This is a genomic window from Methylophilus sp. 14, assembly GCF_015354345.1.
In the GTDB taxonomy this organism is placed as follows: Bacteria; Pseudomonadota; Gammaproteobacteria; order Burkholderiales; family Methylophilaceae; genus Methylophilus.
In genome coordinates this window covers 382,369-400,148 of the sequence record NZ_JADKYS010000003.1, presented here as the reverse complement: position 1 = coordinate 400,148, position 17,780 = coordinate 382,369, and the positions used below count along the sequence as shown (strand labels likewise).

Below are 17,780 nucleotides of genomic sequence, written 5' to 3'. Positions count from 1 at the left end.
ACCGATGTTGACCTTGCACGATTTATGGCTGCAATTGCGCCAACGCGCCCGGCGTTTGTGGCTGGGCCAGTCGCTGGCGTTTTTAGGCGCCATTGTCGCGGTGCCTATCCCTTTGCTGATGCCCTTGCTGGTAGATGAAGTGCTGTTGCATCAACCAGGCAAGCTCACGCAACTCATGCGCTGGTTATTGCCTGCGGATTGGCTGGGGCCGATTGCCATTATCCTGTGTGTGACATTGCTGACCATGAGTTTACGTCTGTCCAGCGTGTTGCTGGGGGTCGCCACCACGCGTATTTTTGTCGGCTTATCCAAGCAGGTGACGCTGGGTGTGCGCCAGACCTTGCTCGACAAACTCGCCCGCATTCGCATGCAGGTTTATGAAAGCCTGGGCGCAGGCCAGATCACCGCGCGTCTGCTCACCGATATTGAAACGCTGGACAAGTTTCTCGGTGAAACCATCGCCAAAGTGATCGTCGCCGTGCTGAGTGTCATCGGTGTCGCGGCGGTTTTACTGTGGATGCACTGGCAACTGGCGTTGATTATCTTGCTGCTAAACCCATTTGTCATCGGGCTGACCATGGTGCTGGGTAAAAAGGTTAAAGTGTGGAAGCAACGCGAAAACAGTGCCTTTGAACTGTTATCGCAATCCGTCACCGAAACCCTCGAAGTCATGCAACAGTTGCGTGCCAGCAACAGCGATAAACGCTTTTTAGATAAAGCCAAGCAAGCTGCCGAAGCCGTGCGTGCCGCGGCCACAGCATCTGGGTGGAAGTCTGACGCCTTATCGCGCTTGTCGTTTGGTATCTTTCTGTTTGGCTTTGAAATCTTCCGCGCCGTTGCCATGCTGATGGTGGTGTTCTCCAACTTGTCTGTCGGGCAAATGATCGCCGTGTTTGGCTACTTGTGGTTCATGATGGGGCCAGTGCAAGAGCTGTTATCGGTGCAGGTGTCTTATTACGCCGCCAAAGCCGCATTGGGGCGGATTAATCAGGTGCTGGATGCGGATGAAGAGCCGCATTACCCCGCACAAGTGCAAGGTTTTTCTGCGCAAAGCCCAGCGGCCATTCGCTTGCAAAATGTCTCTTTTGCTTATGGTGAAGGCAGTGCCATCCTCGATGACGTCACCCTCAACATTGCCCCTGGCGAGCAAGTGGCGCTGGTTGGTGTCTCAGGCGCAGGCAAATCCACGCTAGTGCAATTACTGCTTGGCTTGTATGCCCCCAGCAGTGGTCACATTTTGTTTAACGGGCAAGCCATTGAGCAACTGGGCTACGCCCAGATTCGCGAGCATTTAGGTGTGGTGTTGCAACAGCCCATGCTGTTTAACGATAGCGTGCGGCAAAACCTGAGCTTAGATCAACCCTATGCCGACGCGGCACTTTGGCAGGCGTTAGAAGTAGCTCAACTGGCGCAGTTCGTTCGAGACCTGCCGGAGGGCTTGGACACACAATTAGGCCGAAGCGGTGTGCGGCTGTCGGGTGGGCAGCGCCAGCGTCTGGCGATTGCCCGTATGATGCTCAAACAGCCACAAATCGTCATTCTGGATGAAGCGACCTCTATGCTGGATACCCACACCGAAGCCTTGCTGCATCAAGCCATGCGCACATTTTTGCGCGGCCGTACCACTATCGTGATTGCCCACCGATTGTCAGCAGTGAAAGAGGCTGACCGAGTATTGGTATTTGACGGTGGTAGGATTATTGAAGAAGGTCAGCACGAGACGCTGGTCCAGCAGGCGGGTAGTGTGTATCAGCGGTTGTATGGACAGCAGGGGTAGTGTTGCTAATTCAAGCTTGCACTAACGAACTGACTTTTACCTAGCAACAGCAAGGTTTCGCTAGAAATTTACGTTTCTATCTATGCGGACGATGGTTTGATTGGTATACGGTTGGGGTGCCAACGATTTCGAGTGCAACATACCTTTCCACCAAATCCTCTAGAGTTCTTGTGTTGTGCTCAAAGTCAATGTGAGTGCTAAGTCGCCTGTTACCCTTGTGCAATAGAAGGTTGCGCATTCTGTTGAATTTCTTGAATGCCTCTACGTCAAGCTCCCATCCGGGTAGTGAGTGCTTTTTTGCAAGCTCTTCAAATCGAGCGTTTAGTGTTGGATTAAACTTTGTTTTGGTTCGCTCAATGAAGTGTATTAACTCTATTTTTTCCTTGCTTTCCGATTGTTCGACAATTTCTTTGATCGCGTTTAGTTCACGTACTGCTTCAGCTGCTAACTCCGGAGTTGATTGAATCACAGCTTCTAAGGGGATGAACAGGTACATGAATTTTGTTATATGATCCCGCTCTCTCCATGCTTTGAGCAGCCAATGCAAAACCGCACCGGCCTTAGTCGAAGCCTTTTCGGGGGCTTGGCCAATGCTGCCTAACAAGTTGGAAACTGTTGATTTGCCATCTTCTGATAATCCAATGTTGTCTAAGCGCTCCCAAGTCGGGCCATGGAACGAGCTAACGGGCTGAGGACCCCCAGTAAAGAAGAGGTGCTCGATAAGTGGCTTTAGGACTAGTTGCCGGTGAATTGCCAAGCCAAGTGCTCCAGCAGTGGTGTCTAGTATGTTTTCTGGCTCGCTGAATGATTCTCTCGCTTCGGCAAGTATTTGGTGGTAGAAGGTGTTGTCTGCTATTGCTACAAGCTTCTCTTCTTCAGCATTCAAATTTCTTTGCCATGTAACGGATATCTCGCAGAAACAGTCGGCCTTGTAGTCTGAGTCGGTTTTTAGAATATCGACTTTATGACCTGGAATTAGGTAGCCGCCTTCGTTTACAGACATGACTCCTATGGGGGGCTCAAGCCCTAGGTAGAAATTTATTTGCCGCCCATCGCATGTATTGGCGGAAGCAGTTATGGGTCCGGTGTGTTTAATAGAAAAACCGAGTGCGTCATATAGGCGACGCCAGCCAAGTGTTAGGGTTGTCATCAATTGGACTTCTATGAGGTCTAACTATTAGTAACCATCTCAATGATGGTGTGTAAGCGAATGTTGAATTTTTCTATATAGTATCGCAAGGTCAACTTTATGGCATGCGCGATACTTCGTGCCCCGGTTTTGCCGTTTCGCCTAATGCATTCAGCACATGCGTAATTTCCCCCGTACCGCCCAGTGAAACGCTGGTGACGTGGCTAAAATGAATGTTCTCGCCTGCTGGTGCTTCAATCGCACTATTGAGTTTGACCTCAGGGTTTTCGTTAAAGAAGCAATAAACCCCCATGCCGATGGCGGTGTGATGTTTGACCTGATCGCCCACTTTATAAGAAGCAAACCCGTTGACGCTGCCATTCATCCAGCTTTGCTGGTTAGGCACATCATAAGGGGCTTCGCTCTGGTAAAAATAGACCGCGCCATTTTCACCGTTCCACAACGTTTGGTAGTCGTGAAAGTGCTCTACAAACAAGCCATACATGGTGACGTCATCGCCATTGATGACGATGCCGTGTTTGGTTTTATTGAGCGCCCAGCCGATGCCATTGCCGTGGTCACCACGCCACACCCACAGGTTGTCGCCGATGACGTGGTTGCTGTTAATGATGACGCTGTGTGTGGCATTGCCGACCGCTGCGCCGCCGACACGGAAAAATACATCATGTAGCGTCACTGGATTGTTTGCATGACTCACTGTGTTTTTGCGGTCACCTACTTGCAGTAGGACCTCGGAATTCTTTTCCCCGGCATCAAACAACACGCCGCCCAGTTTGACACCATCGACATCTGCAATAGTCATGGCGGCATTGCCTGCTACGGGCTGCAAGGTTGCAATGCCCAGGCCGAGAATGATGGTGTTTGCATGGCTGACCTGCAACGGTTTGTCCAGCAGGTAGATGCCTGGGGTGAGTAGCAGGTGTTTACCCTGGCTAAGGGCGTTGTTAATGGTATCTGCCGTATCGGTGGCTGCTTTGGCGATATAAAACTGCGTCAGTGGCACGTTTTCACCCTGTGGGTGGGTTTCTTGCCAGGAGATACCTTGGGTATTGGTGTGCAGGGCAGGGACAAATACCTGGTAAGCACCAGTGCTGTCCAGGGTTAAAAAGGGTTTTTCACGCACGACTGGGGTTTGTTCGACCACGGTGTAAGGTGGCGTTGGCCAGTGCTCGGCATTGGGCGCATTTTTAACGCCGACGAACACCATGTTCCAGTTGGCGTTGGTCCAGCTGCCTAGCGTTGAGTTCCTGGTCAGCCATTGTTGCTGGGTGCCGGAGTTGACTTGTTGGTCTATCAGGCTATCGGCAATAAAGCCGCCGCTGGACCAGCCGCCATTGTCATCGAGCAGCATGTTGCCGCGCACGTGGATGCGGCGTAGCGGTGCGGCTTGTGATACCGCCCATTGCATGGTGCCGTTTTCAGGCGTGACTGACAGGTTTTCCACGCTACGCCAGAAGTTTTGCGTGGCATCTTCTTCATGCCAGGCGGCTTCTACCTGTATGCCACCTTGCAACATGACATCGTCTGGAAACTGCCCCAAGCCCAGCAGTTGCGTATAAAAGCCGAGTTTTACTTTGTTGTGGTAAACGCCAGGTTTAAACAGTACGGCATAGCGCTCTGGGCCAAACTGGTTAGCTTCCTGCTGCTTGAACAGACTGTCCAGTTTGTTTTGGATCGCGTCCGGCGACATGCCGGGATCCAGAATAATGACATTGGCACCAAAGTCGGGTATCAGCGGCTGCGCTTTTTTGGCATCGGTCGCCTGGCAGCCAAGTAACAAGAGGGCGGCAAAACCGGCGCCGAGCGTTTTAAATGTTAAAGAGTCTGGCAAAAAAGAACGCATAAACTGGGGACTTTCAATTGAAATCATTTCATACATGACCGCAACACGGCGTATGAAATTCCATTTTTTTCATTTTCTATACATTGCCGAGGGTGTGTGGCAATACGATGATATGCCATGATTTATCCCAGGTTCAGGGTGCTCAATGTGTCGCTGCGCACGCGGGTGAGTAAGCTGGCATCGTCAATCAGTGATTCACCAAAAGAGGGAATCAGTGCTTTCAGAGAGTTTTGCCATTCGCTGCTTTGCATGCGGCTGGCAAAACAGCGTTGCAGCACATCCAACATGGCTTTGACACTGACGGAAGCCCCTGGTGAGGCGCCTAACAGGGCTGCCAGCGTGCCGTCGCTGCTGGCGACAATCTCTGTGCCAAACTCCAGTTTTCCCCAATGTTGGTGACAGCGTTTGATAATTTGTACGCGTTGCCCGGCATGTGCGAGTTGCCAGTCATCGCCGTGGGCGTCTGGTAAAAAGACGCGCAAAGACTCCATGCGCTGCTCATGGCTTTGGAAAACTTCTTTGATCAGGTATTTGGTCAGGTCCAAGTTGTGGCGGCCAGCGCCCAGCAAGCTTTTAATATTCTTGAATTTAACTGATTTGGCCAAATCGAAGCGCGAGCCCTGTTTGAGGAAGCGGGTAGTAAATCCGGCATAAGGACCAAACAGCAAGGCGGGTTTGCCTTGTATCATGCGGGTGTCCAGGTGTGGCACAGACATGGGCGGTGCGCCGACGGCTGCCTGGCTGTAGACTTTTGCATGATGGGTGTTAATTAGCTTGCTGTTGTTGCAGATCAGCCATTGGCCGCTCACCGGGAAGCCGCCGTAACCATGGGCTTCAGGAATGCCAGACTGTTGCAGCAACGGCAAGGCGCCACCGCCTGCGCCTAAAAACACAAATTTGGAGTGATAGGTCTGCGACTGGCCTGAAGGCAGGTGTTGTATATGCACGTGCCAGCTATTTTGTTCACGCTGTTGTGCTTGCTTGAGTTTGGTCACGCGCGATTGCGTGAGCAGGGTAAAGTTGGGGCGTGTTTTTAAGTAGCTGACCAGTTGGCGCGTCAGGGCGCCAAAGTTCACATCCGAGCCATGGGCGACACGCGTGGCAGACATTTTGTCTGAAGTCTGGCGGCCTGCCATCATCAGTGGCATCCAGTCATTGAGTGTCGTCGCCTGGTCTGCCCATTGCATCTCGGCAAACAGCGGGTGCGCCTGTAATAAGGCGTGGCGCTGGCGTAAAAATGCGGCATCTTCTTCGCCCCATACCGCACTCAGGTGTGGCACGCGCTGAATAAAGTCAGCCGCGTTTAAGACGCCTTCTTTCACCAGGGTAGACCAGCATTGCAGGGAAACCTCAAATGCTGCATTGATTTCCAGCGCACGGCGGATCTGGATGTCACCATTTTTGGCTTTGGGGGTGTAGTTGAGCTCACAATAACCAGCGTGCCCGGTGCCTGCATTGTTTAATGCATCAGAGCTTTCGAGGGCAACATCGTCCAGTTGTTCTACCATGCAAATATGTAGAGTTGGGTCGAGCCGATGTAGCAGAACTGCCAGCGTAGCGCTCATAATGCCGCCACCGACCAGCAATACATCGAGATCAGTTGTTGCCATGGTATGTGATTCCCCCGTTTTGAGGCGTCTGGATGTCAAACGCACAATCATAATGCCGCCGCGCATTATAATATAAATCGAAAAACACGCCGCATTGCGCTTACCTACGCCCCTGTCAGCTTGCCGTGATGGTGATGCTGCGAACTTGTCAACAAAAGGCTTTTGCGGTAATCTCTAGCATTAACCAGAAATGGTTTAAAACTAGAAAAAAACGAATCCTGACTTGAAGTTAGGCCAAACACTTCGCGAGGCGGAGAGTATGCTGCGCGGACTGTTTGCCAGATGGTCAGGGTGCTTAAGGGACACGTGATTGGGGGTGCGTATGAAAAATCCGCTGGAATCTGTTGCAGGGTCCATCATTTCGGGGTTGCTACTCACCCTGGCACTGGTTTTTTTCCTGAAAAATTTTATTGTGGCTGGAGGCTGATCCATGGAACTGGTACCGGCACTGGCACGATGGATTCATTTTCTGGCAGGCATTACCTGGGTAGGCTTGCTCTATTACTTTAATCTGGTACAAATGGCAGGCCTCAAGGCTGCCGCGGCAGATGGCACAGCAGCTGGCATTAACAAGCATATTGCACCACGCGCACTGTTATGGTTTCGCTGGTCTGCTGTCGTCACCTGGTTGGCTGGCGCGGCATTGCTGGGGCCGCATTTTCCTGATGCCTTTGCATTGCGCAATGGATTTGAATTGATAGGTGTGGGTGCCTGGCTGGGCACGATTATGCTGATCAACGTCTGGGTGTTGATTTGGCCCAATCAGAAAAAGATTCTGGGCATGGTGGCTGCCGATGATGCAGCCAAGAATAAAGCGCGACGCGTGGCCATGCTGGCATCGCGTACCAACTTGATGCTCTCTCTGCCCATGTTGTTTTTCATGGCCAATGGATTGAGTCATCGTGCGGTATTAGGTTTTTAGCGGGTTTAAGGCGTTTACGGCGGCTTAAGCCGCCGTTTTTGTTTTTTGAAAAAGGGTTTGAAATGCATTCGGAACACTTAATGAACACCTATGGCAGGCAGCCTGTGACTTTTGTCAAAGGCGAGGGCGTCTGGCTGACAGACACTGCCGGTGATCGCTATCTGGATGCGCTGTCCGGCGTGGCAGTGAATGGCTTGGGCCACGCCCATCCAAAATTTGTAGCTGCACTTAATGCGCAAATTGCCAGATTGATCCATGTTTCCAATATCTACCAGATTGCCGAGCAGTCAGCCTTGGCTGACAAGTTGGCAGAACTGTCAGGCATGGACCGCGTGTTCTTCTGTAACTCCGGCTGTGAAGCCAACGAGGCCGCCATCAAGCTGGCGCGTCTGTATGGCCACAACAAGGGCATAGACTATCCTGAAATCATTGTCATGGATCAAAGCTTCCACGGCAGAACCATGGCAACCTTGTCAGCCACTGGCAACCGCAAAGTGCAAGCGGGTTTTGAACCACTGGTGAGTGGTTTCCTGCGTGTGCCATTTGATGACCTGGAAGCGGTGAAAACCATCGCTTCACACAAAAATAACGTGGTGGCTATTTTGGTCGAGCCGGTGCAAGGCGAAGGCGGCGTGCATATCCCGGCCAGCCTTAAAGCTTATTTGCAAGGCCTGCGTGAAATTTGTGATGCCAACGGCTGGCTGTTGATGCTGGACGAAGTGCAATCCGGCATTGCCAGAACCGGCACCTGGTTTGCTTTTCAGCATACCGGCATCGTACCGGACGTGATGACCTTGGCTAAAGGCCTGGGTTCAGGCGTACCGATTGGTGCCTGTGTCGCACGTGGCGTCGCCGCTGAAACGTTTACCCCCGGCAAACATGGCTCTACCTTTGGTGGCAACCCTTTGGCGACAGCGGCTGGTTTAGCCACGCTGGACATCATTGCCGAAGAAAAACTGCGTGAAAATGCCGACACGGTGGGTGATTACATCCGTGAGCAATTCACGGCTGCGCTTAAAGGTGAAGCGGGTGTGGTTAATGTCCGCAATGCCGGCATGATGATAGGTATTGAGCTGGATAGACCATGCGCCGATTTGGTCAAGCAGGCATTGGCGGCCAAATTGCTGATCAACGTGACCTCAGAAAAAGTGATTCGTTTGCTGCCATCTTTGGTGATGAACAAGCAGGAAGCCGATGAACTGGTGAGCAGACTAACGCCACTGATATTGAATTTTTTAAAGGCAAGCGCTTGATTTAACAGGTGCCCAACACATTATGAGTATCAAACACTTTTTGCAATTTAATGACCTGACCCGCGACGAGATCGAACATATTTTTGCGCGCGCCAAATGGATTAAATCGCAGTTTAAAGACTACAAACAATACTGGCCACTGGTAGACCGCACGCTGGTCATGATTTTTGAAAAAGCCAGCACACGTACGCGTTTGTCATTTGAGGCGGGCATGCAGCAATTGGGTGGTTCGGCCATTTACCTCAATACCCGTGACTCACAATTAGGTCGCGGCGAGCCAGTAGAAGACGCGGCGCAAGTGATTTCGCGCATGAGTGACATTGTCATGATCCGTACCTTTGAGCAAAGCATTATCGAGCGTTTTGCGCAAAACTCGCGTGTGCCGGTGATTAATGGCCTGACCAATGAATATCACCCGTGCCAGATCCTGGCCGATATTTTCACCTTTATTGAGCACCGTGGTTCAATTCAAGGCAAAACCGTGGCCTGGATTGGCGACAGCAATAATGTCTGCAACACCTGGCTGCAAGCCGCAGAGGTGCTGGACTTTAATGTACATGTGTCGACGCCGCCTGGCTATGAAGTCGAGCCTGAGCGTGCCAACTTGTATGGTACTTCTCACTTCGAGTCGTTTGCTGACCCGATGGAAGCCGCGCGTGGCGCAGACCTGGTCACCACCGATGTGTGGACGTCCATGGGCTTTGAAGCCGAAAACGAAGAGCGCCGTAAAGACTTTGCCGACTGGCAAGTCGATGCAGACATGATGAAAGTGGCGAAAGCCGATGCGGTATTTATGCATTGCCTGCCTGCGCACCGCGGCGAAGAAGTATCTGCCGAGGTGATTGATGGCAAGCAAAGCGTGGTGTGGGATGAAGCAGAAAACAGATTGCACACGCAAAAAGCGCTGATGGAATATTTGTTGTTAGGCAAGGTTTGATTTTTCACCACAGAGACACAGAGCGTTTCAAGGTGCTTTTCTCCTTGACCTCTGTGATCTCTGTGGCCAAAAAAAATTGTTTTTTAGTTTTACTCTGACACGAAATTCAAGTCACGCGTGTCAGTCTGGCGTCACAACAAATGTTACGCCAATAACATGAGTTAGCCACAGAGAACACAGAGGTCACAGAGAAAGGCTTTTTTATAGACTTTCTTTTTCCTCTCGTTAGCTGTGAGGTAAAAATTTTTTTATGGAAATACAACTTCAATGAGCGATATTAAAAAAGCCGTATTGGCCTATTCCGGTGGTCTGGACACTTCCGTGATCCTGAAATGGTTGCAAGACACTTATCAATGTGAGGTGGTGACGTTTACCGCTGATCTCGGCCAAGGCGAAGAGCTGGAGCCTGCACGTGAAAAAGCCAAGAAATTTGGCGTCAGCGAGATTTACATTGATGACCTGCGTGAAGAGTTTGTGCGTGACTTTGTGTTCCCAATGTTCCGCGCCAACACTGTCTATGAAGGTGAATACCTGCTGGGTACCTCCATTGCACGTCCATTGATTGCCAAGCGCCTGATTGAAATTGCCAACGAGACCAAAGCCGATGCTATTTCACACGGCGCGACTGGTAAAGGTAACGACCAGGTGCGTTTTGAGTTAGGTGCTTATGCGCTCAACCCAAACATCCAGATTATTGCCCCGTGGCGTGAGTGGGATTTGTTGTCCCGTGAAAAACTGCTGGCTTATGCCGAAAAACACGGCATTCCCGTCGAGATGAAACATAAGCAAGGCGGTAGCCCATACTCTATGGATGCCAACTTGTTGCATATCTCTTACGAAGGCCGTCATTTGGAAGACCCTTCTGCCGAAGCGGAAGAAGATATGTGGCGCTGGACCGTGTCACCGGAAAAAGCACCAGATGCGCCTGAGTACCTGGATATCGAGTTCAAGAATGGTGACATCGTTGCCTTGAATGGCAAAGCCATGAAAGCGCATGAGATTCTGGCTGAATTGAACCGCATTGGTGGTAAACACGGTGTCGGTCGCCTGGACCTGGTGGAAAACCGTTATGTGGGCATGAAGTCACGTGGCTGCTACGAAACGCCTGGCGGCACCATTATTCTCAAAGCCCACCGTGCGATTGAAAGCATCACGCTGGACCGTGAAGTGGCGCATCTGAAAGATGACCTGATGCCACGTTACGCCAGCCTGATTTACAACGGTTACTGGTGGAGCCCGGAGCGTGTGGCATTGCAAACGTTGATCGACCATACACAAGCCACCGTGAATGGCTGGGTGCGCGTTAAGCTTTACAAAGGCAATGTCATTGTCGTTGGTCGTGACAGCAAAACAGATTCACTGTTTGACTCAACCATTGCGACGTTTGAAGATGATAAAGGCGCTTACGATCAAAAAGATGCAGGCGGCTTTATCAAGCTGAATGCCTTGCGTATGCGTATCGCAGCGAACCTGCATAACCGTAAAAAATAATTTTTATGGCCAGTCGACGCGTCATCGCCTATGACTCCACCCTGCGTGATGGCGCGCAGGCGCAAGGGGTCTCTTTCTCGGTGGAAGACAAACTCAAAGTGGTCCAGCGTCTGGACCAGTTGGGCATTGGCTATATTGAGGCAGGCAATCCGGGCTCTAATCCCAAAGACCTGGAGTTCTTTGCCCGCGTCGGCGAGTTGCAGTTACAACATGCCAAAATCATTGCGTTTGGCAGCACGCGTCGCATTGGTATCACGGCGGCTGAAGACAAAAACTTGCAGTCACTGCTGTCTGCCAATACACAGGCGGTGGCCATTTTCGGCAAAAGCTGGGATTATCAGGTCACGGATATTCTGCGTACCACCTTGCCAGAAAACCTGGCCATGATAAGCGACACCATTGCCTATTTAAAAGCACAAGGCAAAGAAGTGGTGTTTGACGCCGAGCATTTTTACGATGGCTATAAAGCTAACGCTGATTACGCCATGCAAACCTTGCAAGCGGCGGTGGATGCCGGTGCGGATGTGCTGGCATTGTGTGATACCAATGGCGGCACGTTCCCGAACGAAGTGTTTGCCATCACCGAGACGGTGGTCAAACAGTTCCCATCCGTGCAAATTGGGATACATTGCCACAACGATTGTGAAATGGCGGTGGCAAACTCCGTCGCAGCCGTGCAAGCGGGCGCAACGCAGGTGCAGGGCACAATCAATGGCATCGGTGAGCGCTGTGGCAATGCCAACCTGGTTTCTATCATCCCCAATGTGCAGTTAAAGCTTGGGCTAGAATGTATTTCGGATGCACAGCTGACTGCGTTAACTGCAGCAGCACGGTTTGTCAGTGAAGTGGCGAATGTGGCTTTTAATGACAAGGCGCCTTACGTGGGGCACGATGCGTTTGCCCACAAAGGCGGCATGCATATTGATGCGGTGAATAAAAATCCCAAGTCCTACGAGCATATCAACCCAGGCATGGTGGGTAATGAGCGCCAGATTCTGGTGTCTGAGGTAGCGGGGCGCGGCGCGATTTTGCGCAAGTTGCAGCAAATTGATCCTAGCCTGACCAAAGAGTCTGACGCTGCCGTCAATATATTGGAACAGTTGAAAGCGCTGGAGCATGAAGGCTACCAGTTTGAAAATGCTGAAAGCTCGTTTGATTTGCTCATGCAAAAGCTGCTGGGCAAGTTCCAGCCGTTTTTCAGCCTCAAGCATTACAACGTCAATATCGACGAGCCTTCGGCCAACGGTCAGAACTCGACCGCGACCATTCAGATTTGTGTGAATGACCAGGAGTCCAGTGCGACTGCCCAAGGTGACGGGCCGGTGAATGCGCTGGATAAGGCCATGCGGCAAGCGCTGGAACAATTTTACCCGGTAATCAAAGAGATCAAGCTGGTGGATTACAAGGTGCGTGTGCTCGATTCTAACCAGGCGACGGCGGCCAAGGTGCGGGTGCTGATTGAATCGACCGATCAGCAAAGCAACTGGACAACCATAGGTGTGTCATCCGATATTATTGAGGCGTCATGGCTGGCTTTGAAAGATGCACTGGAATATAAGCTGATTCGTGCCTGATCACGTGTTAGTTTGCGCTGGCGTTAGAAACCGTTTGCTAGAACGCCACGGTTGACCACATAAACAGCACATTGCCATTGCCTTTGGTGCCCGGCACATAAGTCGCATTCACAATCACTTTATCGTAGCCCATGGCTGCAATCGGTAGCAAAACAGGGAGCGGCTTGTAGTTGTAATCACTTCTGGCGGTGAACCCTGCTGTTAATCCCACCCCGGCATTCAAGCCACTGGCCTGACCAACCAGGTTTTTAACGTGTCCGTAGCCGACAATTGGTTCCCAGTCATCGTGCGAATCTTTAAACGCCATCACATAATAGCCGTCCCAGTTACTGTCAGCATCGCGCATTGACTTGCCGATACCCAAGCCCCACGGCCGCTCGTTAAAAGAGTCGATTTTCTCTCTGGAGTACATGCTTCTGTTATGGTAGGTCACCAGCGGCACATATAAATCAGTTTGATCAGACTTTTGCCACACCTCAGTCAGATGATTTTTGAGCTGAGCATACCAGCCGCTTTGGCTGTCTGCGCCCGAATCTTCAGCATTTGCACAAAGGCTGAGTGTGCTGATCAATAAGAGTATGGTTATTTTCATCATATTTCTAAGTGCTTGAACGTTAACTTAACATTTTCTCACGAAATGGCAGTGCTTGCTGGCTGTAACAGCACCAACTTCAATTGTTCTTGCTCGACCGGTTTTAATGTCACCTGTTGAAAATGAATGAGTCCTTCGACGGGGTGTTGGAACTCCCGTTGCCCGCCTTGCCGTTCCAATACGTCATGTTGTTTCCAGAACTGTGTAAACTCCACGCTGGCGGTACTTAATTCACTGACCAGTTGCTTGACCTCAGGTTCCTCTAATCGTGAGCGGCAATCTGCACGGAACTCCGCGACCAGGCGTCGTGCGCGCATCTCCCAATTGACCACAAACTGTCGGGCTTGCGGGTTGGCAAACACAAAACGCAACAGGTTAGGGCGCTGGGATGTCGGCCACGGCACATCCAGCAGGCCGGTGAACAGCTTACCCGCTGGCTGGTTCCAGGCCAGGATATCCCAGGTGCGACCCATCACATAGGCGGGAATCTGCATCTGATCCAGCATGGCGACCAGTGTTTCCGGCGCGGTGTCGACTTCGCTCTGATGGGCTTGCGGGTCGCGTCTGTCTGCCATATCAAATAAATAGTTGCGTTCAGACTTGCTCAACTTTAAGGCTGTGGCCAGCCTGTCCAGTGCTTCGGCTGAGACATTGACTTCGCGCGCCTGCTCAATCCAGGTATACCAGGTCGCGCTGATGCTCGCCAGTTGTGCGACTTCTTCACGCCTTAATCCTTGTGTGCGGCGGCGCGAACCGGATGGGAATCCGAATTCTTCCGGGGTGCCGCGCTGACGCATAGCTTGTAGAAATTCAGCGAGTTCCTGTCGTCTCGTATCCATTTGATTTGTTTATCCTATTAGTGTTAATACTAGTATAAACTATCTTCTTGTAAGGGTATTGAAACTTAGGTATTCTGCGCAAGTTTTATAAATATTTGCGTGGTAAGAAAGGAACTGTCATGGCTGGTAAAACGCTGTACGACAAATTGTGGGAATCGCACGTGGTGCATGAAGAAGCGGATGGCACCTGCTTGATTTACATTGACCGCCATCTGGTACACGAAGTCACCAGCCCGCAGGCTTTTGAGGGGCTGCGACTGGCTGGCCGCAAGCCATGGCGTAACTCCAGTATTGTGGCTAACCCAGACCATAATACACCGACCAAGGATTGGGATAAGGGCATTGAAGACCCGATCTCTCGCCTGCAAGTGGAAACGCTGGACAACAACATCAAAGAGTTTGGTGCGTTGGTGTATTTCCCGTTTAAAAATAAAGACCAGGGCATTATCCATGTCATCGGGCCTGAAAATGGCACCACGCTGCCTGGCATGACCGTGGTCTGTGGTGATAGCCACACTTCTACGCATGGTGCGTTTGGCGCCTTGGCGCATGGTATTGGTACCTCTGAAGTTGAACATGTATTGGCAACACAAACGCTGGTGGCTAAAAAGTCCAAAAGCATGCTGGTGCGTGTGGATGGCCAGTTAGGGAAAGGCGTGACAGCGAAAGACGTCGCGCTGGCGATTATCGGCAAAATCGGTACCGCTGGCGGCACCGGCTATGCGATTGAGTTTGGTGGTGAAGTGATCCGTGGCCTGTCCATGGAAGGCCGTATGACGTTGTGCAACATGGCGATTGAAGCCGGTGCACGCGCAGGCCTGGTGGCGCCGGATGAAAAAACAGCGGCTTATCTTGAGGGCCGCCTGCATGCGCCTAAAGGTGACAACTGGACCAAAGCCGTGGCTTACTGGAGCACACTGAAGTCAGAAGCGGATGCTACATTTGACACAGTGGTGGTATTGAATGGTGCTGAGATCGCCCCGCAAGTGACTTGGGGCACTTCACCTGAGCAAGTGCTGCCGATTGGTTCTACTGTGCCTGATCCGGCACAAGAAGCCGATGCGACCAAGCGTACCAGCATCGAAAACGCCTTGAAATATATGGGCCTGACTGCCAATACGCCGATTGACCAGATCCAACTGGATAAAATCTTTATTGGCTCATGCACTAACTCACGTATTGAAGACTTGCGCGCTGCAGCTGGTGTCGCTAAAGGCAAAAAAGTCGCTAGCAATATCAAGCTGGCAATGGTGGTGCCGGGCTCTGGCCAGGTCAAGCGCCAGGCTGAGGCTGAAGGTTTGGACAAGATTTTTATTGAAGCTGGTTTTGAATGGCGTGAACCAGGCTGCTCTATGTGCCTGGCCATGAACTCAGACCGCCTGAGTCCAGGTGAGCGCTGTGCTTCAACCTCCAACCGTAACTTTGAAGGCCGTCAGGGCCCAGGCGGTCGTACCCACCTGGTCAGCCCGGAGATGGCTGCTGCTGCTGCGATTGCCGGTCACTTTGTGGACGTGCGTAGCGCATAAGAGGAGAACACTATGAAAGCATTTACTACCTTGAATGGCCTGGTTTGTCCGCTTGACCGCGCTAATGTCGATACCGACGCGATTATTCCCAAGCAGTTTTTAAAGTCGATCAAGCGTTCCGGTTTTGGCCCTTACCTGTTTGATGAGTGGCGTTACACCAACTATGGTGAGCCAGGCATGGATTGCAGCACACGTCCATTGAATAAGGACTTCGTGCTCAACCAGCCGCGTTACCAAGGTGCGCAAGTATTGCTGGCCCGTGATAACTTCGGCTGTGGTTCCTCACGTGAACATGCGCCATGGGCGATTGAGGACCAAGGCTTCCGCGTGATCATTGCGCCTAGCTTTGCAGATATTTTCTTTAATAACTGCTACAAAAATGGCATTTTGCCGATTGTGGCCTCTGCTGAACAAGTCGATAGCCTGTTTAAAGAGTGCCTGGCGAATGAAGGCTACACGCTGAACGTTGATTTGGAAGCACAAACCGTGACCACGCCGTCTGGCCAGTCATTCAGCTTTGAAATCACACCCACCCGTAAGCACAACCTGCTGAACGGCCTGGACGAAATCGGCTTAACCTTGCAGCATGCCGACGCGATCAAAGCCTTTGAGCAAAAACATCAAGCGGCACAACCTTGGTTGTTTGCTTAACCCCTGGTTGTTTGTTTAAACCTAGGTTATTTGCTTAATTGAACTAATCTCCCATGCATGGGCGTGGGTTTTAAAATAAAGGAATTCTACAATGGCGTTAAATATCGCTGTGTTGCCTGGTGATGGCATCGGCCCGGAAATTATTGCGCAAGCGTTGCGCGTGCTCGAAGTATTGAAAAAAGAAGGTCTGGACATGACCTTTACGGAAGCGCCACTCGGTGGCCAGGCGTATGATCAATACGGTCATCCATACCCTGAGTTCACGCAGGACATCTGTCGCAAAGCGGACGCCGTATTATTAGGTGCCGTTGGCGGCCCGCAGTACGACACCCTGGATCGCCCATTGCGCCCTGAGCGCGGCTTGCTGGCGATTCGTAAAGATTTAGGCTTGTTCGCTAACTTGCGTCCAGCGGTGCTGTTCCCTGAACTGGCAAACGCTTCAACCTTAAAACCAGAAGTGGTGGCAGGCTTGGATATCATGATCGTACGCGAGTTGACCGGCGACGTGTACTTTGGCCAGCCTCGTGGCATGCGTACCAACGAGCAGGGTGTACGCGAAGGCTTTAACACCATGATTTACAGCGAGCCTGAAGTGCGCCGTATTGCGCATGTGGCGTTTGAGATCGCCATGAAACGTGGCAAGAAATTGTGTTCTGTGGACAAGGCCAACGTGCTGGAAACCACCGAGTTCTGGAAAGAAATTGTCATTGATGTGGCCAAAGAGTACCCGGAAGTCGAACTTAGCCATATGTATGTCGACAATGCCGCCATGCAGCTGATCCGTAATCCAAAACAATTTGACGTGATGGTGACCGGTAACATCTTCGGCGACATCTTGTCTGACGAAGCTTCCATGTTGACCGGCTCTATTGGCATGCTGGCATCTGCCTCATTGAATGAAAGCAAAAAAGGCCTGTACGAGCCATCACACGGCTCTGCACCTGATATCGCTGGTAAAAACCTGGCGAACCCGATTGCGACCATTTTGTCTGCTGCCATGATGTTGCGTTACAGCTTTGACAACGAAGCAGCCGCCACCCGCATTGAAAACGCAGTCAAAAAAGTATTGGCTGCTGGCTACCGTACGGGTGACATCTATGAAGAGGGCACGAAGAAAGTTTCTTGCTCTGAAATGGGTGACCAGATCGTCGCTGCTATGTAGCACTGGCTGTGCGGGCGGATGACTGTGCATGCCGTCCGCCTGGTTTTAAGATATAGTCGTCACTATGATTGTAGTAACTGGAATTAATTAGGAATTTAAAATGGCACAATTTGATAATGTCAGCGTAAAAAAGAAAGCCAACGTCTACTTTGATGGCAAGTGTGTGAGTCATACCGTGTTGTTTCCGAACGGCACACGCTGTACCGTGGGCGTGATTTTTCCTAGCACATTGACGTTTAACACCGGCTCACCAGAGTTGATGGAAATCAATGACGGCCTGTGCAAGGTACGTCAAAAAGGCGAAGAACACTGGACCACTTACAAAGGCGGTGAAAAGTTTACGGTGCCTGGTAATTCCAGTTTTGATATTGAGGTTGTAGAAACAGTAGACTACGTCTGCCACTTCGAATAAGACCAACCGAACTTGCTTGCTTGAGCGGTGTTATACGCCCT

The 17,780-nt window shown here is 51.3% G+C and carries 15 protein-coding genes; 10 read left to right on the top strand and 5 right to left on the bottom strand.

Annotation, left to right across the window (positions count from 1 at the left end; translation table 11 throughout):
* Positions 1 to 4: 4 nt before the first annotated feature.
* The gene (locus tag INP78_RS10185) at positions 5 to 1,777 is read left to right on the top strand and encodes an ABC transporter ATP-binding protein (protein WP_194742071.1); all 1,773 of its coding nucleotides are present in this window, start codon (positions 5 to 7) and stop codon (positions 1,775 to 1,777) included.
* A 76-nt stretch (positions 1,778 to 1,853) separates the two neighbouring features.
* Here the strand turns inward: INP78_RS10185 and INP78_RS10180 are convergent, their stop codons facing one another.
* The 3 genes from INP78_RS10180 to mqo all read right to left on the bottom strand — a co-directional run bounded on the left by INP78_RS10180 (position 1,854) and on the right by mqo (position 6,446).
* Positions 1,854 to 2,780 carry a hypothetical protein gene (locus INP78_RS10180; RefSeq protein WP_194742070.1) on the bottom strand — a complete coding sequence of 309 codons (927 nt, stop codon included), beginning with the start codon at positions 2,778 to 2,780 and terminating at the stop codon, positions 1,854 to 1,856.
* A 244-nt stretch (positions 2,781 to 3,024) separates the two neighbouring features.
* The gene (locus INP78_RS10175) at positions 3,025 to 4,770 is read right to left on the bottom strand and encodes an adenylyl cyclase (RefSeq protein ID WP_228522801.1); all 1,746 of its coding nucleotides are present in this window, start codon (positions 4,768 to 4,770) and stop codon (positions 3,025 to 3,027) included.
* Between the two features lie 122 nt (positions 4,771 to 4,892).
* Complete coding sequence (gene mqo / locus INP78_RS10170; RefSeq protein WP_194742068.1) at positions 4,893 to 6,446, bottom strand: malate dehydrogenase (quinone); 1,554 nt, start codon at positions 6,444 to 6,446, stop codon at positions 4,893 to 4,895.
* A gap of 364 nt (positions 6,447 to 6,810) precedes the next feature.
* Here mqo and INP78_RS10165 point away from each other — a divergent pair, with 364 nt between their 5' ends.
* From INP78_RS10165 to cimA, 5 genes are all read left to right on the top strand, one after another.
* Positions 6,811 to 7,302 (top strand): urate hydroxylase PuuD, encoded by a 492-nt coding sequence (locus tag INP78_RS10165; RefSeq protein ID WP_194742067.1) that lies wholly within the window; start codon positions 6,811 to 6,813, stop codon positions 7,300 to 7,302.
* A gap of 62 nt (positions 7,303 to 7,364) precedes the next feature.
* Positions 7,365 to 8,555 carry an aspartate aminotransferase family protein gene (locus INP78_RS10160; RefSeq protein ID WP_194742066.1) on the top strand — a complete coding sequence of 397 codons (1,191 nt, stop codon included), beginning with the start codon at positions 7,365 to 7,367 and terminating at the stop codon, positions 8,553 to 8,555.
* Positions 8,556 to 8,577: 22 nt separating this feature from the next.
* Positions 8,578 to 9,492: an ornithine carbamoyltransferase gene (argF, locus tag INP78_RS10155; RefSeq protein WP_194742065.1), complete on the top strand. Its 915-nt coding sequence runs from the start codon at positions 8,578 to 8,580 to the stop codon at positions 9,490 to 9,492.
* Between the two features lie 267 nt (positions 9,493 to 9,759).
* A complete protein-coding gene (locus INP78_RS10150; RefSeq protein ID WP_194742064.1) occupies positions 9,760 to 10,983 on the top strand; it encodes an argininosuccinate synthase in 1,224 nt (407 codons plus the stop codon).
* 5 nt (positions 10,984 to 10,988) lie between these two features.
* Positions 10,989 to 12,557, top strand: coding sequence for a citramalate synthase (gene cimA, locus INP78_RS10145; protein WP_194742063.1), 1,569 nt, complete (start codon positions 10,989 to 10,991; stop codon positions 12,555 to 12,557).
* A gap of 37 nt (positions 12,558 to 12,594) precedes the next feature.
* Here cimA and pagP read toward each other — a convergent pair whose 3' ends face one another.
* Together pagP and INP78_RS10135 are read right to left on the bottom strand one after the other, a co-directional pair.
* Entirely contained in the window at positions 12,595 to 13,152 is a 558-nt protein-coding gene (pagP, locus tag INP78_RS10140; RefSeq protein ID WP_228522800.1) for a lipid IV(A) palmitoyltransferase PagP, read from the bottom strand.
* Between the two features lie 35 nt (positions 13,153 to 13,187).
* Complete coding sequence (locus INP78_RS10135; protein ID WP_194742062.1) at positions 13,188 to 13,988, bottom strand: helix-turn-helix transcriptional regulator; 801 nt, start codon at positions 13,986 to 13,988, stop codon at positions 13,188 to 13,190.
* Between the two features lie 119 nt (positions 13,989 to 14,107).
* On the opposite strand from INP78_RS10135, the gene leuC reads away from it, so the two are divergent.
* The 4 genes from leuC to INP78_RS10115 all read left to right on the top strand — a co-directional run bounded on the left by leuC (position 14,108) and on the right by INP78_RS10115 (position 17,739).
* Positions 14,108 to 15,514, top strand: a complete 1,407-nt coding sequence (gene leuC, locus INP78_RS10130) for a 3-isopropylmalate dehydratase large subunit (RefSeq protein WP_194742061.1) — start codon at positions 14,108 to 14,110, stop codon at positions 15,512 to 15,514.
* A 12-nt stretch (positions 15,515 to 15,526) separates the two neighbouring features.
* Positions 15,527 to 16,165 carry a 3-isopropylmalate dehydratase small subunit gene (gene leuD, locus INP78_RS10125; protein ID WP_194742060.1) on the top strand — a complete coding sequence of 213 codons (639 nt, stop codon included), beginning with the start codon at positions 15,527 to 15,529 and terminating at the stop codon, positions 16,163 to 16,165.
* 91 nt (positions 16,166 to 16,256) lie between these two features.
* Positions 16,257 to 17,327 (top strand): 3-isopropylmalate dehydrogenase, encoded by a 1,071-nt coding sequence (leuB, locus tag INP78_RS10120; RefSeq protein ID WP_194742059.1) that lies wholly within the window; start codon positions 16,257 to 16,259, stop codon positions 17,325 to 17,327.
* Between the two features lie 100 nt (positions 17,328 to 17,427).
* A complete protein-coding gene (locus INP78_RS10115; RefSeq protein WP_194742058.1) occupies positions 17,428 to 17,739 on the top strand; it encodes a pyrimidine/purine nucleoside phosphorylase in 312 nt (103 codons plus the stop codon).
* The last annotated feature ends 41 nt before the right edge of the window (positions 17,740 to 17,780 follow it).

Bases quoted from the DNA above. Each gene is read 5' to 3' on its own strand.
- INP78_RS10185 (WP_194742071.1), top strand. From the start codon at position 5: ATGTTGACCTTGCACGATTTATGGCTGCAATTGCGCCAACGCGCCCGG.
- INP78_RS10180 (WP_194742070.1), bottom strand. From the start codon at position 2,780: ATGTCTGTAAACGAAGGCGGCTACCTAATTCCAGGTCATAAAGTCGAT.
- INP78_RS10175 (WP_228522801.1), bottom strand. From the start codon at position 4,770: ATGCGTTCTTTTTTGCCAGACTCTTTAACATTTAAAACGCTCGGCGCC.
- mqo (WP_194742068.1), bottom strand. From the start codon at position 6,446: ATGCGCGGCGGCATTATGATTGTGCGTTTGACATCCAGACGCCTCAAA.
- INP78_RS10165 (WP_194742067.1), top strand. From the start codon at position 6,811: ATGGAACTGGTACCGGCACTGGCACGATGGATTCATTTTCTGGCAGGC.
- INP78_RS10160 (WP_194742066.1), top strand. From the start codon at position 7,365: ATGCATTCGGAACACTTAATGAACACCTATGGCAGGCAGCCTGTGACT.
- argF (WP_194742065.1), top strand. From the start codon at position 8,578: ATGAGTATCAAACACTTTTTGCAATTTAATGACCTGACCCGCGACGAG.
- INP78_RS10150 (WP_194742064.1), top strand. From the start codon at position 9,760: ATGAGCGATATTAAAAAAGCCGTATTGGCCTATTCCGGTGGTCTGGAC.
- cimA (WP_194742063.1), top strand. From the start codon at position 10,989: ATGGCCAGTCGACGCGTCATCGCCTATGACTCCACCCTGCGTGATGGC.
- pagP (WP_228522800.1), bottom strand. From the start codon at position 13,152: ATGATGAAAATAACCATACTCTTATTGATCAGCACACTCAGCCTTTGT.
- INP78_RS10135 (WP_194742062.1), bottom strand. From the start codon at position 13,988: ATGGATACGAGACGACAGGAACTCGCTGAATTTCTACAAGCTATGCGT.
- leuC (WP_194742061.1), top strand. From the start codon at position 14,108: ATGGCTGGTAAAACGCTGTACGACAAATTGTGGGAATCGCACGTGGTG.
- leuD (WP_194742060.1), top strand. From the start codon at position 15,527: ATGAAAGCATTTACTACCTTGAATGGCCTGGTTTGTCCGCTTGACCGC.
- leuB (WP_194742059.1), top strand. From the start codon at position 16,257: ATGGCGTTAAATATCGCTGTGTTGCCTGGTGATGGCATCGGCCCGGAA.
- INP78_RS10115 (WP_194742058.1), top strand. From the start codon at position 17,428: ATGGCACAATTTGATAATGTCAGCGTAAAAAAGAAAGCCAACGTCTAC.